Raw genomic sequence first — 22,828 nt, 5'->3', positions numbered from 1 at the left:
TGCAAGCGCTACAAAGACTCGGGGGCATCGATGCCGAGCAGGGACAGGCCGCCCGCGAGCACCGTCCCGGCGGCTTCGGCAACGGCCAGCCGGGAGCGGTGGGCGACCGAGGGTTTCTCGTCGCCGAGGGGCAGCACGTCGTGCTGTACGTCGAGCAGGGCATCGGCGATCGTGACGAGATGCCTGGTCAGCCGGTCGGGCGCGCGATGGTGTGCGGCCGCTTCCAGTACGAGCGGGTACTCGGCCAGGGCCCGGAGGAGGGCGGCGGGGCCGGGGGGTGCGGGGAGCCGGTCGGCGGGCGCGGTGCCGGCGGCGGGGGCTTCCGGCCGGGCGTCGGGCGCGGTGGTGGCGGGGGCTGCGGGCTGGGCGTCGGGCACGGTGGTGGCGGGGGCCTCGGGCTGGGCGTCGGGCGCGGTGGCGGCGGGGCCGAAGCCGAGGTCGGCGGCGTTGCGGAGCAGGGCGCGGGCGCGGGAGTGCGCGTACCGGACGCGGAAGAGCGGGTTGTCCTCGTGCTGGCGCAGCAGGCCGGAGGTGAAGGCGGGGGTCTCCTTGGCGGGGGTGTCGAGGATCCCCCAGCGGGTGGCCTCGGCGCCGAGCCGGCGCTCCACGTCGACGCCGTCCTGGCGCCGCAGCGGCGCGGGCCCGGACCCGCCCGGCACGGGGGTGCCGCCCTGGGCCCGGACGAGCCCCGCCAGCACCTCCCCGTACACCCGGCCGCGCAGCTCGTCGCCGCCCGGGCAGAGCACCTCGCGGCCGGCCAGGGCGTCGCCGTGTCCGTACCGGAGCCCCTGCTCGCGGACCCGGGCGGCCAGCCCGTCGTCGGGGTGCAGGGTGAAGTTGAGGAAACCGGGCGGGGTGATCTCCACGGCCGCGATCCCGGGCACCGCCACGAGCGCGTCCCGCAGCAGCTCGGCCACCTCCCCGGGCGCCCGCCGGGCCCCCTTGGCGAGCCGGAGCGCCACGTTGGACGCGTACTCCCCGCGCCCCCCGGGCCGGCTCCGCTCGACGACCACGCGTACCTCCGGCACCGCGGGCAGCTCCCCCCGCTCGACGGCACCGCACACGGCGAGCGCGACGGTACGGGAGAGGTCGGCGGGGGTCACGGGTCCAGCGTATGGGAGAAGGGGGGCCCTTCCGCGAACCGGTTTCGCCATGTGGGCAGCCTGTCGCCCCCGGCCCAACGCGAGCGGGGCCACCGACAGCCGACGGCAAGGCATCAGCCGACGACCCGGGCCCGGCACCAGCCGGCAGAACGGCTGCCGAACGAACTGCAGAAAGAACTGGGGAAACGAACTACGGACAGCTCGACGGGGCGGCACCGGCGCCGTGCCGGCCGTCCGGACCGGAAGCCGGCGGCTCCTCCGTCTCCCCGATCAACCGCCGCACCAGCCGCACCAGCTCGGCCGGCTCGAAGGGCTTCGCGAGGAAGGCGTCCACCCCGGCGGCGGCCCCGGTCTCGACCTCGTACTGCGTGCAGGCGCTCACGATCGCCACCGGCAGGTGCCGGGTCCGCGGGTCCGACCGCAGCCGCGCCGCCGCGTTGAGGCCGTCGAGCCGCGGCATCACGACATCCATGGTGACCACGTCCGGGCACACCTGATGCACCACGTCCAGGCATTCGGCACCATCGCTCGCGGTCACGACCTCGAAGCCCTCCAGCTCGAGGTTGACCTTGATCAGCTGCCGGATGACCTTGTTGTCGTCGACAACAAGCACCCGGCCCGACGCGCCTGGCACAACTTGAGAGTAGGTGCGCCCCGGCCCCCGCGTCCGGGTTTTCCCCACTTCCACCCCCTGCGGGCGACCCACGTCCGCCCACCACCGGAACCCGTTCCTGATCACCCCCCAGGAGCTGATAGTGTTCTACCCGTCGCCGAGCAACACCGGCGGCCCCGCCCCCGTAGCTCAGGGGATAGAGCAACGGCCTCCGGAGCCGTGTGCGCAGGTTCGAATCCTGCCGGGGGCACTTTCGCTGGACCAGCGCCGCAAGGCCGCTGACCAGCGAAGGTGCCAAGAACAAAGACCCGGACTCAGTCCCACTGAGTCCGGGTCTTTGTCGTTGTTACGCACTAGTCGCGATAGACCTGCGATAGACCCTGATCGCGTCTGCTGTGGACCAGCCCGCCACCCCCCTGGGTCTTCATGTGCCTGATCAGGTACTGCTGAGCGATCGCGTTAGCCCGATTGACTCGGGGGGCCGCGGCTCCCAACCAGATCAGAAACTCCGCGATCACCGTGGCCGTATCGCGCCACACCCATCCCGGAACGGATGTCAGCACGCCCGCGGGGTCCTCCTGGCGCCACTGAAGCGCCCCCTGGCCATCGCCGTAGTTGATGGCGACACCTCGGCCGAGGATGAACACCCCGTCAAGGGGTGGCAGCTGAGGTTGCGCGCCATCCGGGCCGACCACCAGTTCAGCTGCGCTGAGTTCACTCAACAACGTGTCTGTTGCCACCGCACTCTCGAACGCAAAGAGAAAATAGGGCGGACACTCATAGAACCGGAGACCATCAGAAGGGTTCGTCCAGCGCGTATCCCCCGCACCGTGATGGTTACGCAACTTCTTGAACTGGGCGGCCTTCTTTAGGGTTTCACTCAGGTCGGCCTTCGTCAGACGCGATTTGATCTCCCCCACCGCGGAGACACCCTCGACGAGAAACAATCCCGATTCGTGAGGATTCGTACGGAATGGCTGATCCATGTTCGCAACAACAACGTCGGTTTGACTGGATGTTTGATCATTCAGATCAATAACCTCCCCAGTGCCTACCGTAAAATGCCGAGGAAGGTGGGCGCTCAGAAAATCCCTAAATGCCGATTCCGTCACGTCTCCCCGAAGGCCGGCGTGACGAAAGCTACTTCTGGCTTCGTCCAGCGAGGCCGCAAGCTTCCTGTCCTGCGCCCGCAACATTTCAACAAGATTCCGATTGAGCACCAAGCACCTCCACTGTGGCCGCCAACGTAGATTGTGGAACAGGAGCCCGAGAGGCCGCAGGCGATTCGCCAGGGTCGTGGTTCCAGAGGCGAGGAACTGTCAGGACCTACGCATCTCAATCCCTTCGGTTCAGTTCAGCTTCGATCTTGCCGTTCATCACCTCTTCCTGACCGTAGATACAGCCCTCGTACACGCGATGGATGACCTCAGGTGAGTTGCCCACTCGGCGGGCTACCTCGGCCACGGGTACACCCGCGTTCAGCCAGGTCGTGATGCAGGTGTGCCGGAGGTCGTACGGTCGGCCACCGAGGATCGAGGCTTGGAGGTCCGGAGGGAGGGCGTACGCCCGGGCGTCCTTCCAGACCCGCCAATACGTGCTGCTGCCGACGAGACCGAGCCGTTCGTTCGTGAACAGCCGCCCGTCCTTAGCTGTACCGAACTCGTTCAGGTGAGCCCGGAGCATGGCGACCAGCGGCGGTGGAATCGGGACCGGCCGGTCGTCCTTGGCTTCCCTGGACTTCAGGCCACGCTTGTCGTGGCGCTCTCCGCTATCCGTCCACTGCTTACCGGACACCGGGTGTGTGTCCCGGAGCGTGAGCGTCCCCCAACCCTTTTCCGGGAGGTGGCAATCCGACTTCTTCAGCCCCACCGCCTCGCTCGGGCGGAGTGCGGCGAAATACATCACGGCGAAAAAGGCCACCAGGCGGCGCCCCTTCTTGCGATCCCACGTCCCGACGTAGGAGACCGCGGCCAGCAACTGAGCAGCTTGGGACTTATTGACGAGGACGCGAGGGTCCACGCGGTCTGAGGCGGAAGTCTTCACCTTCTTGAGCGCGGTGAGAGGGTTCTCCACCAAAAGCTTCCGCTCGATTGCGTACTCAACGGCCGTGTTCAAGGCACGCCGCCGGCGCCGGGCTGTCTCACCCGCTGCGGGTGCCCCGTCCAGCTTGAAGGAAAGGCGGTATTGGACGTCTCGGAGGATCTTCGGGTCTTCCAGCGCGGACACGAGAAGGGACCTCTTCAGCAGCCACCCAAGGGCGTCTTCCAGCTCAGATGGGGGGTCCAACTCGGCGTTCGCGGGCACGACCGCCCACCGGAGTGCGAGGCGCAGCTCCTCCGCCACGGGCATCTGCTTGTCCTGCTCCACCATCGCCAGCGTGACCGCGGCAAGGCCGTCTGCCATACCTTCCCGCGTCTTTGCCGCCGCCGTAGGCCAGCGCATCGCCATGTACTCGCGGCAGAACGTGAACCAGGGAAGTTGCTCGCGGGTCTCTGCCGGCTCTTGGGCGCGCGCGAGGGCGCGAACCTCGGACTCCGGGAGGCCGTCCTCGATGCGGAACGCCTCGCCGCGCTTCATTGCCAGCCACAGCTCTGACCGACGGCTGTCCGCCAGGCCAACGGTGGCGAAGGTCTTGCTGCTGACCTTGCCTGCCACGAGCCAACGGAGTTGGTAGGGCCGGGTCTTGCTCTGCGCCTTGGTGACCTTCCAAAGGCGCACGTCGAGGGAGAATCCTTCCGGGCTCGAGTTGCCGTTCTGCTCGGGCCCGGAATCAGTGCTGTTGCTCACGCGGCTTCCTCCCGCGTCTCCAGCCACCGGGTCAGCTCAGAGCGCCGGATCCGCACAGATCCGTTGGGGAGCTTGATGGACTTCGGGCCCTTCCTGTACTGGCGCCAGCGGTAGAACGTCGCTCGCGGGACACCGATCTCTTCGATCACTTCGGGGATGGTCAGCATTTCGTCGCGAGGCTTGGCCACGGCGAGGCTCCTTCAAGCGGTGGTTGTGGGACAGAAACGCCGAAGTCGCTGACAGAACTGACAGAACCTGCCTCACATGCCCGCTGACCTGCACCTTCGGGTCTTTGAGCGGTCGTGACAGAACCCGCGGAAACTCAGACAGAACCTCCCGCCCCGGAATCCGTCCGGGTTGGCGGGTGAGTTCTGTCGGAGTTTCCAGCGGTTCTGTCACGACTGCCGTGAGCGGCGTTATCGCAGGTCAGCGGGACGGGGCTGGGGTTCTGTCAGTTGTGTCAGGGCGGCTGGGGTTGTGTCACTCGCCCCGCGCGAGGCGGGGGTGCGCTTCGTACTTCGGGGAGGGCGGCCGGCCGCCGCGGCCGGTGCGCGGGGGCGGGGGCTGTTGCCGCAGCCAGCCGTGTTCCTCCAAGAGGGCCAGGGCCGGGTCGAGGTCGGCCATGGCGGGGAAGTCTCCACGGGAGAGCTGCCGGAACAGCTCCCGCTTGGTGAACCCGGCCGGCCGGGTGTCGCGGATGTGCGCGAGAACCTGGTGAGCGGACTCCTGGGCGGGGTCGGCCCCCATGGCATCGAACACGTGCTGGGCGTGGGCGGTGAAGTAGTCCCCGAGGCGGGTGGCGGCGGCGAGGGTGGCGGCCTCGATGGGGCGCGTCCATCCGTTGTCGGGGTAGGTCGCGAGGTGGAGCAGTCCGGCGATCCGGGCAACCGCCCCGTCCCGCTTGCTGGCCCACTTCACGATGGCGGCGAGTGAGCCTCCCTTGCCGATCCGGGACTCAGTGACCTTCTGGTAGGCAAGCATGACCGCATCGGCCTCGGGCGCGAGGGTGAGCACTGCCGGGTCGGTCCAGCCGTTCATCGCCATGGCCAAGCCCCCGAGGCTGCGGGTGTACGCCTCGGCCACTTCATCGGGGATGAGGTCCGGCGTGAGGTTCCGCCGGCCGACCAGCGATTCCGGCTGGGCGTACAGGAACCGCGCCAGGAGCCCCCGACCGTCAGCGCCCTTGATCTGCCCGATGGACTCCAGGACTTCGGGCTGTACGGCCAGCCCCATCGTCACCGCAGGGTGCTCGATGTGCTGGGCCTCGCGACCCTGCCTGTTGACCCGCACCATGTCCCCGGCGTGGCCCTTGAGGAAGATCTCCATGTTGGGCGCACCGCTGTAGCGGCCAGCGATGATGTCGAAGATGCCGCCCTCCGGGGACAGGACGGAGATCCGGCCCTCCTGTTCGGTGAGGAGCGTGGCCAGGTTCTCAGGGGTGACGTCGTCCGCGACAAGCTGAGGCTTGCACGGGACCTTGATTTCTTCGGCGGCCTGGGCGAGGGCGACAGCCTCGGCGGTGAGCTGGTCGCGCATCCCCGCTTCGGCGTTCGCGGCCTTGGCTGCCGCCTTGTCGGCCGCGGCCTTGGCCAGCCGGGCGGTGGTCTCGGCCTCGGCGCGTGCCGGTCCCGAGAGCTCCACGAGAGCCTTCTCCACAGCCATGAGCGGTTCGGTCATCAGCGCGAACACGGCGCTCTTCCGGTTCCCCGGGTCCAGCGCGATGGCGGTGTAGAGGTTGACCGGCTCGCGCCACCGGCCGCGCACGCAGACGGTCGCCCGGCCGCCGGCCGCCGTGGCGATGACCGCGAGGGCCAGGCACCCCGCCAAGTCGGCGGGCGTCTGGGTTTCCTCGGCGACGGCTGCCACCATGCCAGCCAGCCAGGGCGGGAGCGTGTCCACGGGAAACGTCGGGAGGTCCCTGCGTGCCGTGAGCGGCACCGGCTCGTCCCAGGCCGGTCCGGCCACGTCCTCGGTGGCAAGAGCGTCGAACCCGGCCCAGAGGTCGGCGTCCGCGGATGGTGCGGTCATGCGGATGTCCTGCCTTCCTGCGGGTCACTGCGAAGGGCTGAATGGACGGCCTGACGGCCGACGACCTTGGGCGCGCCACTGCCGCCTCGGGCTGCGGCGGATACGGCGAGGCTCGGGTTGTCCGTGGTGGTCATGCCGCGTCACCGGCCGTGTTGCGGCTGCTGCGGCGGATGCCGTCCCGGATGCTGGCCGCGGCGCGAGACGCGGCCAGGCCTTTGGCGAGGGCGACCTCCGTGAGCGTGTCGGTGACTTCCCGCTCGGTGAGGGCGCCGGCCGCGACTAGCCTGCCGAGGGCGTACGCCGCGTTGTAGAGCGTCGTGTTCTGCGCCCCGGTGGCGGCGGCCTTGACCTTGGCGGCCTCCCCGTTCAGGGCCGCGGTCGCGTAGCGGTCGGCCCGTCCGATCCGGGACTGGAGCACGGCCACGCTGACCGGGGCGGGTGCAGGCGGCGGGGTGAGCAGGTCACTGAGCCACGTGGGGAGGGGGGCCGCGGGCGCGTCGTGCATGATCTCGTACGACGCTCCGCCGACGATGCTGCCGGCCGCCACCACGTACCCGCCCCAGGCTCGCGTGTCGACCTTCCACCCCAGCCGCCCTGCGCTCCCACGTAGCTGCTTTCCGGCGGGGGCATTGAAGTACAGGTGCTGTCCGCCGCGGCGGGTGCGCACGGTGAAGGTCTCGGTCGGCAGCCGCTGCCCGGCCCGCTCGCACAGGGCGGCGAACACATCAAGTCCGTCGCTCACGCCGCCCCACTCGGGCGGCGGGGTGTCCGTGGCGTCCTTGGGGATGTCGAGGTCCACCACCAGCAGTCCGGCGGGCCCTGTGGCGATGCCAACGTTGTACGGACCCGTCTGCCAGCACTGCTCGATGTGCCGCGGCTCCAGCGTGGCGCGCTGCTCCGGGGTGCGGTGCCCGTCCTCGCACCGGCCGACGCGGGGGCAGTTGCGTTCGGGGTGCCCGGCGGGCCGCTTGTCACCGGGGCGGAGCGGGAAGACGGGCCAGCCGCGCTCGGCGGCGGCCAGGGCGGCACTCAGCAGCGCCGGGACCGGGGTGGGTGTCATGCTGGTGGTCTCCTGTTTCTGTCGAAGGGACGGAGAGCCGGGGCGGTCGCGGTCTTTGGCGAGAGGCGACCGCCCCGGGCACAGCTACTGGTGTCGAGCCCAATGGGCGTACTGCTGGCGGACGTAGGCGCGCGGCTCGGTCAAGGCCTCTACCTGGTCGATGTCCATCAGCCGTTGGGCGGCACGCTGGGCGGCTTCGGTGGCGTCGCCGTGGATGTGAGCGCGCTCGTCGTCCAGAGCGATGCGGTCGAGCAACGCGGCCTTGCGGAGCCAGAACTCGCGGTCGGCTTCCTGACCGCGCAGGGCGCGTACGGCGCGGTCGGCGGTCCAGCCGATCTCGCTGATGATGCTGGGCGCCATGGCGTACGCGGCGGCCGGCGTGGTCTCCGGCGCGGGCGGGCGGGTCACTGGGACGTCTCCGGGGTGTGGGCGGCGGTCTCCCAGGCCTTGCGCTCGGCGCAGTTGGCGCCGTGAGTGCGCGGGACGATGGCGGTGGCCGCGGCGTGGGCGAGGGTCGCGTGCACCTGTGCCTCGGCGTGCAGGAGCTGCTTGGCGAGGGTGGTCAGGTTGGGGCTGGCGGCCTGGTTCAGGAGGTCTTCGGCCTTGCGGTAGTGCTCGGGTCCGGACATGGCTTTCTCCTGGGCTAGTTGTGGAAGCGGTTGCGCTTGATCACGGCACGGCGGATGTGGACCGTCGTTCCGGCCGGCGCGCGCCGGCCGGAGCCGAGGCGGAGGGCCTGGACGACGACGAGGCCGCCGAAGAGGACCGCGGCGAGGATGACGAGCTGCTGCACCAACGCCGCGAGGGCGGTGATGAAGGTGGCGAGCAGGAGCAGGCCACCGCACACCGCGAGGAAGCCGATGCCGCCGATTGCGATGTTCACCGCGACCGGGCTGATGGCGGGGCGGACGCGGTAGGGCTCCGGGTCCTTGGCGGGGGTGAGGGCGTAGCCGGTGATGAGCCGCCCGTCGGGGAGCTGGACGGTCTGCACCTCGGGCAGCGTCTGCGGGGCGTTGGCGTGGTGCTGCGGTACGAGCGGCGCGTGGGTGGGCGGGAGCGGGACCGGATGGTGGACGACCGGGGTGTTCTCGTGCATCGCGGGCTCCTAGTTGGCGATGTCGGCGAGGGCTTCGGCGGTGGACTTCACGACGTTGGTGATGGGCTCGTAGGCGCCGGTCCCGGCGGCGAAGAAGCCGAAGAGGAAGAGGACGATCGCGGCGCCGGCGCCGGCCGACTTGGTCTTGAGGGCGATGAACGAGAAGCCGCCGAAGAGCAGCACGGCGGAGATGGTGAAGGTCATGACGGGCTCCGATCGGGGACGGTCGGCGGGGTGGTCAGCGGGTGCCGTTGCGGTAGGTGCGGGCCCACAGGTTGTAGAGGTGGCGCCCCTTGCGGATGCGGATGCCGTGGCCGTCGCAGCGGCGGCAGTGCTTGCCGCGCTGGGGCTTGCCCTTGCGGCTGTAGGTGAGGGCGAAGCCGAATCCGTCGCACTTGCGGCAGCGGCCGAACGGCGAGGCCACACAGAGCGTTGCGTAACTGAGCGTGAGCAAGAGGGTGGGGGCGCTAGCGAGCAGGAAGAGGGTCACAAGGGCCTCCAGGGCCGGGTTTTCGGGGTTTTCGCAGGTGGGCCGCTATCTGCTAGCGGCCTGATCAGGCGCCGCGGGGGCTGCTAGCGGGGTCGCTAGCGCTAGCAGGGCGTGCTGCTAGCGCTAGCGACCTTGATGGGCTAGCTCGCGCCCCGCTTCTTGTTGCGCTCAGTAATCGCCTTGGCGATGTGGGCGCGTTCGATGCCGCGCTTGTTGACGGTCTTGCCGTCGATGCGGCGGCCGATCTGGTCGGTGCCGATGCCGTAGGGCTTGAGCGCGTTGGTGAGCTGTTCGGCCTTGGGCTTGGGCTCCATCTCGGCCCACGGGCCGTAGATCTCGGGCCGCAGTTCGGCGAGGCGGTCCACGACGGTCTCGGACCAGAGCTTGGCCTCGCCCTTGCCGAGGACGGCGGCGATGTCGTCCAGGATCGTGGCCAGCGCGGCATCCGCCGGGGCCTGCCCGGCCGCGTCGCCGGTGAGCGTGCCCTCGGCCTCGCGCAGGGCCTGGGCGCGGGTGAGGATGCTCTCCGCGTCGCGCCCGTCGGCGAGGTAGGTGCGGACGATCCCGGCGTCGTCCGTCATGCCCTTGAGCAGGCCGACGCCCTTGTGGGACTTCAGCAGCCGGGAGGCATCCAGGCCCTCGCTGTACGAGCCGGCGCCCAGGATGGTCTCGGAGACCTGGTAGGCGCCGACCCGCAGGGCGAACCGGGCCTGGTGCTGGTCGCGCAGGACCGAGGGGCAAGCGGTGTCGTCGGGCTTCTGGGTCGCGGTCATGACCGAGACGCCGACGGCCGGCGCCACGCGGGCGAGGAAGACCAGCAGCTCGAGGATCGTCTTCCCGTGAACCGGGTGCATCAGGTACTCCTGCACCTCGTCCACGACGAACAGCACCAGCGGCATGGCGTACTTCTTGTCCCGCGAGATGCCGGGGGTGAGCTTGCCCTCCGGACAGACGTGCAGCGGGAGTTCCGAGAGCCGGTGGTAGCGGTCCTCCACATCGGCCTTCAGCTCCTGCAGCGAGTTGACCAGGTGCATGACCGGGTCCACCCCGCTCTGCGGGACCGTGCCGAAGCCGACCCGGTGGGCGACCTTGGAGAACTTCCGCCAGTCCGGGGAGGCCTTGCCGTCGAACACGTACAGGCGCACGTACGGGTCCAGGGCCGCGGCCAGCGCGATCGTGCGGGCGGAGAACGTCTTGCCCTGCCGCGGGACGGCGCCGACCAGCAGCGACACCCACAACATGCTGATCTCGACCTCGTTGCCGCGCTCGTCACGGCCCCAGGGGAACGGCTTCCAGAAGTCCACCCGGGTCGCCCCGAGCAACGGGGTGCGGCCGGTCGGGACGGCGAGCGGGTCGCGGTTGGCCACCCACATCGAGACCCGGCGTGAGCTGGTCGTATCCCGGTCCAGGAACACCTGCGTCTCGGCGACGTCGATACCCGAGGCGAGCGCGTCGCGCTTCTTGACCGCGTCGGAGAACGTCTTGCCGTACGGCAGGTCGACCACGACTCGCCAGCCGTCCCCGTCCTGGCGGATCGGCTGGGGGAAGGCAATGCCCTGGTCGGGCTTGGTGAGCCCTGCGGCGAGGAACGCGCGGCTGACGATGTCCGAGGTGAGCTTGCGGTGGCGGAACTTCACCTTGGCCACGTCGATCAGCGGCCGGTCCGCCGGCGTTCCCGCCCACCCCAGGACCCCGGTCAGCGCGAGCAGCGCCAGGGCGAGCAGCCAGCCCGGGGCCAGCACCCACAGGGCCAGGGCCGCGCCGAGGCCGATCACGGTGGCCAGAGTGGCGATGATGCCGCGCAACTTCACCCGGGCGTCCCGCTGCCGGGACAGCTTCAGGTACTCCCCGGCGTCCTCGGTGCGGACCGCGGCGAGGCGCACGGGCAGGCCCTCGGCGTCGGAGACCCACCGGCCGGCCGCGCCCAGCCAGCGGCACGCGCCGACCGGGGCGTAGGCCAGGAGCTTGGCGGAGTACACGGGCGTGCGAACCAGGTGGTAGGCGGTGGTCTGGCGGTAGTGGCCGGCCGCCCACCGGGCGACCTCGGCGCGCTGCTTCGCGCTGGTCAGCCAGTCCGGCAGGACCGGGCGGCGGGCCTTGTCCTTGGCCTCGATCACCTCGGCGATCGAGGGCGGGAACGCGTGCTTGGGCGGGTCCACCGGATCGCCCTCGGCCACCGTCCCGTCCTGGTCGGGGGCGTCATCGGGGAGTTCGGCCTCCCACTCCCCCGGCCGCGCCTCACCCGGAGCGAGCGGGCCGCTGCCGTCCTTCTTGGTCGGGAACGGCAGAACCGACGCCGAACCCGCAGTGCTCTCCGTGCCGTCCGGCTCGTCGTCCGGCTGCTCGATAACGTGAATCTCAGACACGATGGGCCTTCCAGTGCGCAGGGGCGGCAGACCCGGTCAGGCTGAGAGCTAGATGGCCTGGTCCGCCAGAACGGAAGCGATGCAGGTCAGGGAGTCGAACGGGCCGCTTCGACGCAGCGGGCGCAGAGGTCGCCCGGGTGCGGTCCCGGGCTGATGAAGAGGTGCCGGCCGCAGAAGTAGCCACCGCAGCCGTACTCGTCTCCGCCGGGGGTCTCTCCGCAGAGGTGGGCGAGGCCCCGGTCGATCTGCTCGTCGCAGGCAGGCTCTTCGCAGACGGCCTGCACGGCGTAACCGGCCTCGATCTGCTCGCCGTTGCGGTGCACGGCGTAGTGGGCGTAGCCCATGGCTGATCTCCTTCTTGAGGTCGTGATCAGGCGGCGCACTGGTCTTCGGGGTAGGCGCAGGGCACGCACATGCCGAGCGAGGCCGGGATGATGTAGCCGGCGTCGCGGTGGCAGGTCGGGCAGGTGCGGCGGGCCGCGTTGGCCTTGGCGAGCGCGGCGGCCTTGGCCACGGTCATGGGCCGGACCGGCCGGGCCAGCTCGACCCGGTAGAGGTAGGCGATCAGGGGGCCGCGGCGGTACCGGGGCCGCTCCAGCTGGGCCGCCACGTCCTGGCCACCGGGGCGGAGCCCGGCGGCACGCAGCTGCCGGCGGGTGGCCAGACCGTCCGGAGCCAAGCGCCAGTGGTAGACGGGCAGGGTCCCCGTCGACTCGCTCACGCTGCGGCCCGTTCAAGAGCCTGGGCCGGGTTCTGGCGGAGTTCGTTGTATCGGGTGGAGACCCAACCGATGGACCAGCCGGTCAACTCGGCCGCGGCCCGTACCGGCAGATCGGCCGCGTAGGCGGCGTGCACGACCTGCCGGGCCCGGTCCTCGGGCAGCTTCTCCGCGGCGGGACCGGCGGACAGCAGGGCAGCGCGTTCACGCTCGGCCCGTTCCGCCCGCGCCGCTTGTTCACGGCGTGCGCGTTCGGCCCGCTCCCGCTCCTCCTGCTCGCGGTGTAGAGCGGCTTCCCGTTCACGACGTTCACGCTCCCGTTCGGCGTGTTCACGCTCGCGTTCAAGGCGTTCACGCTCGCCCCGCTCCCGTGCCTCGCGGGCCTCCTCACGGTCACGCTCCTCGCGCCGTACCCGCTCCTCGTGTTCAGCGCGTTCACGGATCAGGCGGGCCTCATGCTCACGCTGTTCACGGGCCAACTGAGACTCATGCTCGCGCCGCTCACGTTCCCGGCGCTCCGCCCGGTCCGCGCGCTGTTCGGCGGCCTGCCGCTGTTGCTCGCGTTCAGCCCACTCCTCGGCCTGGAGCGCCGCCACGGCAGCGGTGATGGCACGGCGGTAGGCGAGCCCGGTCTCCGCCGTGACGATCAGGAGCAGCGGGGCGACCGAGTGCACGGCAACGCCGACCAGGTCTCCCCGGAGGGCGGAGTCGCCGATGTTAAGGGCGAGGGTCATGCCGCCGGTCATCCACCGCAGCGCAATCGGCCACCGGCCGCCGTGCCCGCCCAGGCGGGCCAGCACGGAGTCAAGGCGGACCACGATCACCACCGCCGCGTCCACGACCAGCGGCAAGATCGGGGCCGTCCACCGCCACTCGGTGGGGGTGTGGTCGGTCATGAGCGGGGTGACCGTCAGGACCGAGTAGAGCATCGCCCCGGCCACGATCAACCACGTGCCCACCGACAGGGCGCGTTCCGCTGATCGGATCTGAACGTCGTTCACGACGCCTCACCACCAACCGCGGTACCGCGGCGGCCGGCTCGGCGGCCGTGGACCGTCGCCATCGGTGAGCCCATCCGTCGGGGCGGTGCGATGCTCGCGCCGCCGCCCTCGCGCTTGGCCCGGTACATGTGCTCGTCTGCCATGCGCAGCAGCTCCGGCAGGTCGGCAGGCCCCCGCCAGTAGCGGGAGATCCCGACCGATGCCCGGACGTCGATAGAGCGGCCGTCGAAGACCACGGGCCGTTCCAGCCGGTGCAGCAGGTCCATCGTCTGGGCGTGGACGTTGTCCAAGTTGCTCTGCGACGGCCCCACCACCGAAGTGAGGGCCACGAACTCGTCACCACCGAGGCGGCCGGCGAACCCGCCGTGCGTACCCGCCCACTCCCCCAGCCACTGCCCGACAGCGCGAATCACCGCGTCCCCGGCAGCATGACCGAGCTGGTCGTTGATCGCCTTGAACCCGTCGAGGTCCACCAGGAACACGGCCCGCCACTGTCCCTGGGCGAGCGACTTACGGGCCCGCTCCTCGAACGGAGCGCGGGTCAGCAGCCCGGTCAGCGGATCGCGGCGCGCTTCCTCGAACCGGCGTCGCATGAACAGGCCATGCACGGACCACCCGGCGGCCGGGGGCAACGCGGCGGCCAACGCGGAAAGGACGTAGCTCATGCCGCCGCCCTCCGGCCCCGCGGCCGACGGCCGGCCGGCCGCACCAGCGGCACGATGTTGAACAGCTCCGGCGCCTGGGCCTCGATCACCTCGGCGGCGACCCGGCTCACGACGTCCGGCAGATCCGGGTACTCGGCGAGGATGTCGCGGGCCGCGTCCAGCCGGGCCGCGCGCTCCTCCTCGGACTCACCCTCCACCCCGAGCCACAGCTCAACCGGGGTCCCGAGGGCCAGTTCCACGAAGTCATCGGTACTGAGGGCCTGGTGGCGGCCGATGTACGTGCGCATCGCGCTCTCCTGTTGTCGAAGGGGTTCAAGGCGGTCGCGGTCTTTGGCGAGAGGCGACGGCCTCGGAGCGAAGCCTGTGATCCCGGCTCCCCTCGGCCCTGCCCGTACGACGCGGGGCGCCGGACGGGCAGGGGAGGCAACCGGCCGCAGCGCCACGGCTGCGGAGGTGACCCGGCGTCCGCGACTCACCGGTGCTGCCGGTGCTCGCTTGCGCAGCGGATCAGGGGGACGCGGGTGGGCGACCGCCGCACGTGCCGGTCCAGCACGGGCAGCGCCCAGATTCTTCGTCGGTACACAGCAACCTCCACAGCGGTGGGTCCGGCCTGTGCGTGTCTCCTTCGGGAGCGCGCTCCCGTTTCAGGCGTATGGAGACGTGACCTTGCGGTCTGTAGCCCTCCGGTTGACAAGGGATCCGGGACCCTCCCCCCGACCGCCGCGGGGCTCCTGGTCGTACGTGTTCGCCTCGGACCTGCCGCCCACCGAGGGCAAGCAGGATCGAAGCTGCGCTCCGGACCCTCAGGGCCGATGCGGTACCTCTATTACAGGTACCGCATCGGCCTTTCGTCAAGCAGGGCCGCGAAGTTCTCTGCGTTCGCGCCGGGACTTCCTGGCGCACCATCAGAATCGGGCCAGGTCAGGGGCGTTCGTTACCTCACGCGTGGACACCTCGGGGCCTTCTGGCTACCGTCAAGACATCCCAAGACGTCCCACCCGGGGGTGCAGATGTCCAACGAACGCTTACGTTCAGCCCTCTTGGCCAAGGGCATGACGGTCCAGAGCCTGGCCGAGGCGATCGGGGTCAACCCCAAGACGGTCGAGCGCTGGATCACGCAGGACAAGCCGCCGTATCGGCGCCATCAGTACGCCGCCGCGTCACAGCTCGGGGTGGACGTGACCACCCTCTGGCCCGAAGACGCGCGCTCGCTTGAGTCCTCTGCGGATCTGAGCAAAGCGGAGATCGTCACCGTCTACCCGCACCGCCACATGGTGCCGGCCGGGCTCTGGCGGGAGATCTACAACCGCGCGGAGAAGCACGTCGATGTGCTGGTCTACTCCGGGTTGTGGCTCTCGGAAGACCCCAAGTTCCTGGACCTCCTCAAGGCGAAAGTCCGGGCCACGGCACAGGTACGGATCCTGCTCGGAGACCCGTCGTGTGAAGCCGTACGACAGCGGGGCATAGACGAGGGCCACCGCATCATGGACGGCAAGATTCGCAACGCCCTGATGAACTACCGGCCGCTGTTCACGAGCCACCCCGAGATCGGGTTCCGGCTGCACGATGCGACGCTCTACAACTCCCTGTTCCGGGCGGACGACGAGATGCTGGTGAACACCCACGTCTACGGCATCGGGGCGTACATGGCGCCGGTGCTGCACCTGCGCCGGCTACCGGGCGGCGGGCTGTTCGACACCTACGCGAATAGCATCGAACAAACCTGGGGAGGCGCGCGCCAGGTGACCGACCACGACATCACGGGAGTTTGAGCATGGGACGCATCGACTACCTCCACGACCCCGCGGCTCCGCCGGCCAACTCGGTCGTGCCCTCCGTGGTGGCGTTCGTGCAGAACGACGCCGGACAGGTCCTGATGATCCAGCGGTCGGACAACGGCCGTTGGGCTCTGCCCGGCGGCGGCCACGACGTCGGCGAGTCCATCAGCGACACCGTCGTGCGGGAGGTGTGGGAGGAGACCGGCATCAAGGCCGAGGTCGTCGATATGTCGGGGATCTACACGGACCCCGGTCACGTCATGCTCTACGACGACGGCGAGGCACGGCAGCAGTTCAGCATCTGCTTCCGCGCCCGGCCGATCGGCGGGGATCTCCAGACGAGCAGCGAGACGACACAGGTCCGCTGGGTAGACCCCGCGGACCTGGCCGAACTCGACATCCACTCCACGATGCGACTCCGGATCACGCACGCCATGGACGCGACCCGGGGCACGCCCTACATCGGCTGAGCCGCGCCGCCCTTCGCCGCGGAGACCCTGGTGAGCACACGTACGGTGCACAGCAGGATCTCCGGCTCGGCTCGCCGAATGAACTGCCCGATCAGGCTTTCCGGCCCGTAGCGACCAGCGATCTCGTTGATCCGGTCCACGGGGTTGGTCGGCGTGCCGTCTGGGGTGGTGTTCATGTCGCAGAAGCAGAGCGCATCGGCCAGGTGCTCTTCCTCGCGCGGAAACTCGCCCTCGAGCACATCACGTAGACCCCGCGCGTCCGCCTCCATCCACGCACAGGAGTGGTAAGCGACGAGCCTTACGACACGCTCGTCCGCGCCGACACTCCGGAGGTGCCGGGCACCGTCGAGTGGATGAAACCCGGTCTTGGCGAGGTCGGGCGAGTACCCGATGTCGTGCAGGACGGCCGCGGCCTCCAGCAGCTCGGCGTCTGGGCCCAGGATCTCGGCAATGGCCCGCGCCCGCTCGGCGACGCCCAGGGAGTGCGCCCAGCGACGGGGAAGCGGTTCGGCCAGCAAGGCCTCTGCCAGCGGGTAAGCCCATTCGGTCAGCGTGGCGGTGGTCAAGACTTCAGGTCCTCCTGTTGGGACGGCAAGGCCCGGACGGCGCGCCGCTTGCCCTGCCCCCCTTCGGTGAGCAGGCCGGCGGCCTCGAGCTGCGTCAAGGCCTTGCTGATCGTCGGACGTGAAACGTTGAGGCGGGCGCTCAGCACCCCTTCACTCAGGAACGCTGCCCCAACCTCCAGACCCTCATCCGTGATGAGCTCAGCAATCCGCTCGGCGAGTGGTCGGCGGTCGCGATCACTGTGATCTCCGACACGGATCACCCGCCACCGAGAGCCGGGAACAGGCTCAGCCAGACCATCCTGCTGAAGCACTTTGAACGCCCGCAGCGCCACCCCGCGGGACACACCATGCTGTCCCATGACTTCGGCCAGCGAAGGAAGTTCCCGCATGCTCGAATCGTCCGCGATTTCCCCCTTGAGGATCTGGGCGATCTTCAAGAAGGTGCCGCGTGGGCTCACGGTATCTGCCACCTAGCCTCCAACTCGTTCCTCTGCGTGCAGCCCAAGCCTCGCATGCCGTCAGTGCTGGAGTGCGTCGTCGCAACCCGTCATGCACCACTCCGGCGCCGAGAGGTGTCAGCTTTCCGGAGCCTCCCCGTCAAGTACAGTGCGCGCCTTCTCAAGCGACGCTTGCAGGGTGGCGCTCACCTTGAAGCCGTCCGCGCGACCGAAGCCTGCCTTCATCTCGTCGTAGACGGGCGTAAGCACGTCCTGATCGAATCGAGTGAACCCCACATCCACCGCGACATCCTGTGAGATCCTGGCAATTGGACGCGTAAATCCCTTCAGCATCCGCCCGGGCTCGTATCCGCCAATTTCATATACTTCATCGCGACTAACGAACCCACCATTCTCCACGGCCCGAAAAATCACGGCCTCTTGAACAGGAGCTTGAACACGGAGCGCTCGGATCAGATCAGCAAGAAGGATGTAATTCCAGGCGCCTATCACTTCCTCCTCTTCAGCATCCGAACGGGCATCGACCATCTCTACATTCTGGACCGATACCTCGCTCACATCAACCTGAAGATGCTCACGCGCTAGTACGAGAAACTGTTCAGGCTTCAGCATGAAGAGCCGGCCAGTCGACTCCGCCAGAAATTCCTCAGTCAGTTCATTCCGTGGACCGATCGGCATGTTGTGGCGGATCCGCCACCAATCCTCTTTGTGATCTCCCGTAACGAACACGAAGTCACCGCCGCGCCGTTTGGCCTCCAGTTTCAACTGATGCCAAACGAGGTAGTCGCCAACCTCCGAGTTGTCTCCGCGAGAATCTTTCTTCTTGTCCATGTACCCGGGTGGAATCTGCGCCGCGATGCGCTGCTTACCAAGGGCGATCGCAGCATCATGGTCGGCGCGAGCCATGGGCTGACCAACCTTCCCAGCCAGAAGACCCGTGAGCTCAGCGATCACACGATCTTTTGAAGTGTCTCGCTCCATACCCAGGCCGCTACGATCAACGACCTCTTCCATGAGACCGATGACTTCTTCAAGGGAATCAGAAAGTCGCATTTCCAACGAGACTACTTCTTGCCGATTTAGGGAAACTCGGTTCGCCCAGGTGCGCAGCTTATCTATCAGCTTGCCGAGATCATCACGTAGAGCATCTTTCGACTGGTCAAGCTGCTTACGCGGATCCTCGATCGCACTCTCACGGTTCCGCCAGAATTCCGACATCACTTGATTAGGCACCCACAATCGGGAACCCAGAGTGTTAAACACCGACAAGAACGCGGATCGGGCGTCATTGTTATACCGATAGAGGTTCAGCAGGACGTTCGTATCTACCACGACCGTTCCGCCCGCCAGTACACTCTTCCAATCTTGCGGTGAAGGCGTCACAAACCCGGAGAATCCATCGAAGATCCCCCCGGCGTTGTGCGCGTTCCCGTCCGAGGTCTCGTCAAACTCTGCGTCAGTCACGGCGACAGGCTAACGATGATCAGAGCTCACGGTGGCGAAATTCAACATCCAGGGGCCCTTGGGGGAACAACTACTCCACGCGGCCCACGTCCCGCAACGACCTTGGCCGATGCGGGACGTGGCCACCCGAGGGCAACAACTGGGGCGGAGCCGCTGACCGACCGGCCAACCCCCCGCCCACCCCCACAACCGTGAGGCAGCCCCTACGGGGTGATCGTGGTGTACGCATCGCCCTCGAGCCAGACAACAGCGACCCGAACGTCCAGGCACAGGTCGATGAGATCCTGTCGCGGACGCGACGGAACCAGCACAGCCAGCTCCGGGCGGGGGTGGATGTGCCGTCGGTAGTCCAGGAGTTGACCGACTGCCATCCGAATGGCTTCACGCGTGATGGAGCCCTTCGCCTCGATCAAGACACCGTCGGTTCGGTCGAAAACGTCGGTGTAGAGAGGCTTCAGCTCACCTGGTGGGGTAATGCGGTGGCGCACGACATCATGTCCCTGGACCCGAAGGTACTCGACATAGTCCCGCACCAGCGCGGCCTCGCGACGCTCAGCCTCATACGGCTCGCGTGACGGGTCGACAAGCGCGCGTTCGGTGTGATGCTGCTCTACGCCAACCTCATCAACTGCCAAAGCGACGGGCGGCGTGTTCGGGAGCTGGATCCCTACAGCCGGAGCCGCATCAACCGGCCGCAGTCTGAACATGATCACGCTGCGGATCGGCCCATCCCCCGTCTCGGGAGCATCTGTGAGGTACCAGGGGCGCTCAGCGTCGAGGGTGAACTCACCCATGTACTCACAGACGCCCGATGCCACCCCACGGAACAAACGCAGCGCTCGTCCATCTACGGCGTGATTCAAGATGGCCAGGTTTCCCTGAGTCATCTTCTGGTCACCTAGCTGACCTTCGCCTGCGTAGTGGTAGCAACGGTCGTCACCCCATCCATCGAAGTAGCCGTGCTTGTGCCCCTTCGAGGGATCCGTGAACAGCAGGACGTTGTCCGATACGCGAGACGGGCCGATCCCACCCTGCCGGCGCCCTCCGTAAACCGCGTGGATCTCCACCCGCTTGAGCTGCTGCCCAACCTCGATCTTCCAGCCCTGCATGCCCCACCCCAATTTTTAGGCAAGAACTAACCCCTAAAAGATAGCCCATGGTGTCACGTGGCTCGGCAGAGAGGGACCTGCTGGCTCACCTGCCGGGAGTAGCTACGTAGCCCCCGCGCACGGTATGCGATAGGGATCGGCGCTTCGGCAAGGCCCTCGCCAAGAAGCTCGAGGTCAGCGACCACTTAGGTCGGCCCCGCTGCGTGGCCTCCGGAGCCGTGTGCGCAGGTTCGAATCCTGCCGGGGGCACTTCGTGAGAAGTGTCTGGAGACCCTGCCGCCAGCAGAGATGCTGGGGGCGGGGTTTCTTCGTATGTGGAGGCGTGCGTCTCGGAGCGTCTGTGCTCGGGGCGTTGGGACGGCGATGCGGTTGTCCTGTCGATCTGCGGGGCGCTGCTCCTCGACGGACCGATCACCGCTGGGTGAGGTGGGAGGTGACGACTGCCAGGTGGTGGGAGGTTGCCCAGGCTCGCCATTGGGTGCCGCCGCCGGCTCTGGGCCTCTGGCGCGTGGCGCACTCCTGGAGTCGGGCGTCGCCCCATGACGTACCGGCGCCGGTCGGTGGCCAGTGCGCGGAGGCCACCAGCGCGGCGCTGAGGTCGAAGAAGTCGTCGTTGCCCGAGCGGACCCTCGGGTAGACGAAGACCTGCCAGTCGTCGGGGGTCGTGTAGCGCATGTTGGGGTCGGGGGTGCCACGGGACCTCACCGGCATCCGGGGATGGGTCACGCCGAAGTCGCCGAAGTCGGGAGGCCGCCCGTCGCACCGCTCGACGACGCACCGCCAGAGTTCGGCGTCGCGCCGGGCCACCGGAGTGGCCCGGCCCCTGGGGAAGCCGGTCAGGTTGACGGGGAAGGCACCGGCGGCGACGCATTCGCTCCGCCACGGCCATGCCGAGAGGATGCCGAGCGCCGTCAGGGCGCGCTCCGCCAGTCGGTCCCGCGCCGTGGCGGAGTCCACCGGCCCGGCGTCGACGAGCAGGTCGACCTCTTCGGGTTCCAGGTGGAGAACCGTGAGAAGTCCGCGGATCGCACGGGGACTCGGCAGGGTTTCCGGTGGCTCTCCGGCGAGGGGGACGCGCAGGCACGCGCCGCGCCGGTGCGCGGCGATCACCTGAGCCGCCTCGGCCGACACCTCGGCGGGATCCGTGCACCGGACCACCGGGCACATCGCCACACCGCGAAGCCACAGCGACTCGCCCAGGCGCGCGAGGGGGCCACCGGGCGCGCCCTCGAGCACCTGCGCCGGGGGCAGTGCACCGCTGTCGACGGTCAGTACGGTGCCGGATGGGACCGCGTCCATCGCACGGTCGCAGAAGGTCTCCAGGATGTCCCGCACGTCCGGGTCGGGTACCAGCTCCATGACAGGGCGGATCCCGGACCGGACGGCCGCGGTGACGTGCCCGAGGGCCGAGAACTCCCCCGCCTTGCCCTTGAGTATCGGAACGTAGGCCAACGGCTCCCCCAGCGCGCTCGGCACCGTGCCCGTGGATGTCTCGGCCACTCGCTTCGGAGTGTGACGAACAACTGCCGACCGAGATAGAGGCATGAACCGGACAAGAGGCTGATTCGTCCCCGTCCGGGGGGTGCTGGAGAGGGGACTTGCCGCGGACCGTGCACCCGCCGGGGTGTCGGTGAGGGGCAGCGGCCGAAGCCGGGCCCGGCGCGGGCCCGGCGACTACGGCGGGGTGGTTACCAGGTGACCGGGAGGGTTTTGGGGCCTCGGATGAGGGCGGCGGGTTGCCAGGTGAGGTGGGAGGGGGGGACGGCGAGGGCGAGGCGGGGGTAGCGGGCGAGGAGGGTTTCGAGCATGATCTCGGACTCCATGCGGGCCAGCATCGAGCCGACGCAGTGGTGAGGGCCGTTGCCGAAGGCCATGTGGGCGATCGGGCCGCGGTCGAAGTCGAGGGTGTCGGGCTCGGCGAAGACCTCGGGGTCGCGGTTGGCGGCGAGGTAGGAGGAGTAGACGGCGTCCCCGGCCTTGATGCGGACGCCGGCGATCTCCAGGTCCTGGGTGGCGATGCGGGGCAGGCCGACGCCGCTGCGGTGCGGGATGAAGCGGAGGAGTTCGTCGACGGCCTGCGGGATCAGCTCCGGCTGCGCACGCAGCCGGTCCAGGTGCTCGGGGTGGGTGAGCAGGGCGAAGACCATGTTGGCGCTGTTGTTGCGGACCGCGTGGGCACCGCTGACCAGGATCGCGGTGGCCAGTGAGATGGCCTCCGGCTCGGTGATCTCGCCCGCGTCGCTGGCCGCGGTCAGGACGCCGGAGAGGTCGTCGGCGGGGTGGGCGCGGCGGTGCGCGAGGAGTTCGACGATGGTGGCGCGGACGGTCGCCAGGGCGTCGGTGCTGGCCTTGGGGGCGGCGGCGGGGGTCATGGCGACGTTGGCCCAGCCGGTCATGCCGGCGCGCATGTCCTCGGGCATCCCGAGCAGGTCGCTGACCACGGCCAGCGGGAACGGCCCGTGCAGGTGTTCCACCAGGTCGGCGGGCTTGCCGTGCAGCTCCATCGCGTCGAGCAGCCGGTCGGCGGTGGCCTGGGCCGCGGGGCGCAGCCGCTGCATGGCCTTGCCGGTGAAGGCGCGGGCGACCACCCGGCGCATGTTGTTCAGGCGGGGCGGGTCGGCGTAGTTCAGGCCGGCCTTCTGGGAGGCGATGGCGTGCGGGGAGGAGGCCGTGACGCTCTTGCCGACCAGCTCCTGGCGGCTGAAGCGGGGGTCGGTGGTGGCGGCCTTGACGTGCGCGTAGCGGCTCATCAGCCAGGCGGTGCCCTGGCCGAAGGGCAGTTGGACGCGGGCGGCCCGGTCCTCGGCCAGCCGGTCCTCGAGGAAGGGGTCGAAGTCGAGTGCCTCGAAGTCGTCCAGGCTCCAGACGTGCACCGGCTCCCCGCCGTCGGGGTGGGCGGGGGCCGTACGGGGCTCTGCGGTCATGGGTGCTCTCCGGGTGGCTGGCGGGCGGATGGGCCGGCGGTCGCCCCGGCGGGTCGGCCGCCTCTTCCAGATGCGGGCGGCGCCGACGTTGCCGCCGCTCATGTCGGCGACGTAGATGTCGCCGTTCCAGTC

26 protein-coding genes and 2 tRNA genes are annotated in these 22,828 nt (G+C 69.1%); 4 read left to right on the top strand and 24 right to left on the bottom strand.

Translation table 11 applies throughout. The annotated features are described in order from the left end of the window. Nucleotides 1-8 precede the first annotated feature (8 nt). Together nrtL and AB0O40_RS19945 are read right to left on the bottom strand one after the other, a co-directional pair. Nucleotides 9-1,103 carry an ArgS-related anticodon-binding protein NrtL gene (gene nrtL, locus AB0O40_RS19950; protein WP_365043030.1) on the bottom strand — a complete coding sequence of 365 codons (1,095 nt, stop codon included), beginning with the start codon at nucleotides 1,101-1,103 and terminating at the stop codon, nucleotides 9-11. Nucleotides 1,104-1,293: 190 nt separating this feature from the next. Further along, the gene (locus AB0O40_RS19945; protein ID WP_365043028.1) at nucleotides 1,294-1,809 is read right to left on the bottom strand and encodes a response regulator; all 516 of its coding nucleotides are present in this window, start codon (nucleotides 1,807-1,809) and stop codon (nucleotides 1,294-1,296) included. A gap of 85 nt (nucleotides 1,810-1,894) precedes the next feature. On the opposite strand from AB0O40_RS19945, the gene AB0O40_RS19940 reads away from it, so the two are divergent. Beyond that, nucleotides 1,895-1,966 (top strand) — tRNA-Arg (locus AB0O40_RS19940). A gap of 103 nt (nucleotides 1,967-2,069) precedes the next feature. Here AB0O40_RS19940 and AB0O40_RS19935 read toward each other — a convergent pair. From AB0O40_RS19935 to AB0O40_RS19860, 16 genes are all read right to left on the bottom strand, one after another. Next, entirely contained in the window at nucleotides 2,070-2,936 is an 867-nt protein-coding gene (locus AB0O40_RS19935) for a DUF6602 domain-containing protein (RefSeq protein ID WP_365043025.1), read from the bottom strand. Nucleotides 2,937-3,051: 115 nt separating this feature from the next. Then, a complete protein-coding gene (locus AB0O40_RS19930) occupies nucleotides 3,052-4,503 on the bottom strand; it encodes a site-specific integrase (protein ID WP_365043022.1) in 1,452 nt (483 codons plus the stop codon). Then, the gene (locus AB0O40_RS19925; RefSeq protein WP_365043020.1) at nucleotides 4,500-4,691 is read right to left on the bottom strand and encodes a helix-turn-helix domain-containing protein; all 192 of its coding nucleotides are present in this window, start codon (nucleotides 4,689-4,691) and stop codon (nucleotides 4,500-4,502) included. Before AB0O40_RS19925 ends, AB0O40_RS19930 begins: the two co-directional genes overlap by 4 nt. A 292-nt stretch (nucleotides 4,692-4,983) precedes the next feature. Continuing rightward, nucleotides 4,984-6,531 carry a YfjI family protein gene (locus AB0O40_RS19920; RefSeq protein WP_365043017.1) on the bottom strand — a complete coding sequence of 516 codons (1,548 nt, stop codon included), beginning with the start codon at nucleotides 6,529-6,531 and terminating at the stop codon, nucleotides 4,984-4,986. A gap of 130 nt (nucleotides 6,532-6,661) precedes the next feature. After that, complete coding sequence (locus AB0O40_RS19915; RefSeq protein ID WP_365043014.1) at nucleotides 6,662-7,591, bottom strand: bifunctional DNA primase/polymerase; 930 nt, start codon at nucleotides 7,589-7,591, stop codon at nucleotides 6,662-6,664. An 84-nt stretch (nucleotides 7,592-7,675) separates the two neighbouring features. Beyond that, the gene (locus AB0O40_RS19910) at nucleotides 7,676-7,999 is read right to left on the bottom strand and encodes a hypothetical protein (protein WP_365043012.1); all 324 of its coding nucleotides are present in this window, start codon (nucleotides 7,997-7,999) and stop codon (nucleotides 7,676-7,678) included. Then, nucleotides 7,996-8,220 carry a hypothetical protein gene (locus tag AB0O40_RS19905; RefSeq protein WP_365043009.1) on the bottom strand — a complete coding sequence of 75 codons (225 nt, stop codon included), beginning with the start codon at nucleotides 8,218-8,220 and terminating at the stop codon, nucleotides 7,996-7,998. The genes AB0O40_RS19910 and AB0O40_RS19905 overlap by 4 nt, the downstream gene beginning before the upstream one ends. A gap of 14 nt (nucleotides 8,221-8,234) precedes the next feature. Continuing rightward, on the bottom strand, nucleotides 8,235-8,687 hold the full coding sequence (locus AB0O40_RS19900; protein WP_365043006.1) for a hypothetical protein: 453 nt from the start codon (nucleotides 8,685-8,687) through the stop codon (nucleotides 8,235-8,237). Nucleotides 8,688-8,696: 9 nt separating this feature from the next. After that, nucleotides 8,697-8,891: a hypothetical protein gene (locus AB0O40_RS19895; protein WP_365043003.1), complete on the bottom strand. Its 195-nt coding sequence runs from the start codon at nucleotides 8,889-8,891 to the stop codon at nucleotides 8,697-8,699. A gap of 34 nt (nucleotides 8,892-8,925) precedes the next feature. Next, nucleotides 8,926-9,177, bottom strand: a complete 252-nt coding sequence (locus AB0O40_RS19890; RefSeq protein ID WP_365043000.1) for a hypothetical protein — start codon at nucleotides 9,175-9,177, stop codon at nucleotides 8,926-8,928. Between the two features lie 140 nt (nucleotides 9,178-9,317). Then, a complete protein-coding gene (locus AB0O40_RS19885; RefSeq protein WP_365042997.1) occupies nucleotides 9,318-11,543 on the bottom strand; it encodes a cell division protein FtsK in 2,226 nt (741 codons plus the stop codon). Nucleotides 11,544-11,629: 86 nt separating this feature from the next. Further along, the gene (locus AB0O40_RS19880; protein ID WP_365042994.1) at nucleotides 11,630-11,887 is read right to left on the bottom strand and encodes a hypothetical protein; all 258 of its coding nucleotides are present in this window, start codon (nucleotides 11,885-11,887) and stop codon (nucleotides 11,630-11,632) included. A 26-nt stretch (nucleotides 11,888-11,913) separates the two neighbouring features. Further along, nucleotides 11,914-12,264 (bottom strand): RRQRL motif-containing zinc-binding protein, encoded by a 351-nt coding sequence (locus tag AB0O40_RS19875; protein ID WP_365042992.1) that lies wholly within the window; start codon nucleotides 12,262-12,264, stop codon nucleotides 11,914-11,916. Further along, the gene (locus AB0O40_RS19870) at nucleotides 12,261-13,262 is read right to left on the bottom strand and encodes a DUF2637 domain-containing protein (protein WP_365042989.1); all 1,002 of its coding nucleotides are present in this window, start codon (nucleotides 13,260-13,262) and stop codon (nucleotides 12,261-12,263) included. Before AB0O40_RS19870 ends, AB0O40_RS19875 begins: the two co-directional genes overlap by 4 nt. Continuing rightward, nucleotides 13,259-13,927, bottom strand: a complete 669-nt coding sequence (locus AB0O40_RS19865; protein WP_365042987.1) for a GGDEF domain-containing protein — start codon at nucleotides 13,925-13,927, stop codon at nucleotides 13,259-13,261. The genes AB0O40_RS19870 and AB0O40_RS19865 overlap by 4 nt, the downstream gene beginning before the upstream one ends. After that, nucleotides 13,924-14,214 carry a hypothetical protein gene (locus tag AB0O40_RS19860; protein ID WP_365042984.1) on the bottom strand — a complete coding sequence of 97 codons (291 nt, stop codon included), beginning with the start codon at nucleotides 14,212-14,214 and terminating at the stop codon, nucleotides 13,924-13,926. Before AB0O40_RS19860 ends, AB0O40_RS19865 begins: the two co-directional genes overlap by 4 nt. A gap of 723 nt (nucleotides 14,215-14,937) precedes the next feature. Here AB0O40_RS19860 and AB0O40_RS19855 point away from each other — a divergent pair. Then, entirely contained in the window at nucleotides 14,938-15,699 is a 762-nt protein-coding gene (locus tag AB0O40_RS19855; protein WP_365042982.1) for a helix-turn-helix transcriptional regulator, read from the top strand. Between the two features lie 2 nt (nucleotides 15,700-15,701). Next, nucleotides 15,702-16,175 (top strand): NUDIX domain-containing protein, encoded by a 474-nt coding sequence (locus AB0O40_RS19850; protein WP_365042979.1) that lies wholly within the window; start codon nucleotides 15,702-15,704, stop codon nucleotides 16,173-16,175. Here the strand turns inward: AB0O40_RS19850 and AB0O40_RS19845 are convergent. From AB0O40_RS19845 to AB0O40_RS19830, 4 genes are all read right to left on the bottom strand, one after another. Continuing rightward, on the bottom strand, nucleotides 16,163-16,741 hold the full coding sequence (locus AB0O40_RS19845; protein ID WP_365042976.1) for an HD domain-containing protein: 579 nt from the start codon (nucleotides 16,739-16,741) through the stop codon (nucleotides 16,163-16,165). The two genes, AB0O40_RS19850 and AB0O40_RS19845, sit on opposite strands and share 13 nt — an antisense overlap. After that, the gene (locus AB0O40_RS19840; RefSeq protein WP_365042973.1) at nucleotides 16,738-17,211 is read right to left on the bottom strand and encodes a GntR family transcriptional regulator; all 474 of its coding nucleotides are present in this window, start codon (nucleotides 17,209-17,211) and stop codon (nucleotides 16,738-16,740) included. The genes AB0O40_RS19845 and AB0O40_RS19840 overlap by 4 nt, the downstream gene beginning before the upstream one ends. A gap of 105 nt (nucleotides 17,212-17,316) precedes the next feature. Continuing rightward, nucleotides 17,317-18,663: a PIN-like domain-containing protein gene (locus AB0O40_RS19835; protein ID WP_365042970.1), complete on the bottom strand. Its 1,347-nt coding sequence runs from the start codon at nucleotides 18,661-18,663 to the stop codon at nucleotides 17,317-17,319. Between the two features lie 203 nt (nucleotides 18,664-18,866). After that, on the bottom strand, nucleotides 18,867-19,772 hold the full coding sequence (locus tag AB0O40_RS19830) for a restriction endonuclease (RefSeq protein ID WP_365042967.1): 906 nt from the start codon (nucleotides 19,770-19,772) through the stop codon (nucleotides 18,867-18,869). 171 nt (nucleotides 19,773-19,943) lie between these two features. On the opposite strand from AB0O40_RS19830, the gene AB0O40_RS19825 reads away from it, so the two are divergent. Then, a tRNA-Arg gene (locus tag AB0O40_RS19825) sits at nucleotides 19,944-20,018 on the top strand. 165 nt (nucleotides 20,019-20,183) lie between these two features. Here AB0O40_RS19825 and AB0O40_RS19820 read toward each other — a convergent pair. Both AB0O40_RS19820 and AB0O40_RS19815 read right to left on the bottom strand, forming a co-directional pair. After that, nucleotides 20,184-21,272: a beta family protein gene (locus AB0O40_RS19820; RefSeq protein WP_365042964.1), complete on the bottom strand. Its 1,089-nt coding sequence runs from the start codon at nucleotides 21,270-21,272 to the stop codon at nucleotides 20,184-20,186. Between the two features lie 188 nt (nucleotides 21,273-21,460). Continuing rightward, the gene (locus AB0O40_RS19815) at nucleotides 21,461-22,696 is read right to left on the bottom strand and encodes a cytochrome P450 (RefSeq protein ID WP_365043120.1); all 1,236 of its coding nucleotides are present in this window, start codon (nucleotides 22,694-22,696) and stop codon (nucleotides 21,461-21,463) included. Nucleotides 22,697-22,828: the final 132 nt, after the last annotated feature.

It is taken from the genome of Streptomyces sp. NPDC089919, assembly GCF_040684615.1.
Classification (GTDB): Bacteria; Actinomycetota; Actinomycetes; order Streptomycetales; family Streptomycetaceae; genus Streptomyces.
This window is presented reverse-complemented; position numbering and strand designations above follow the sequence as displayed.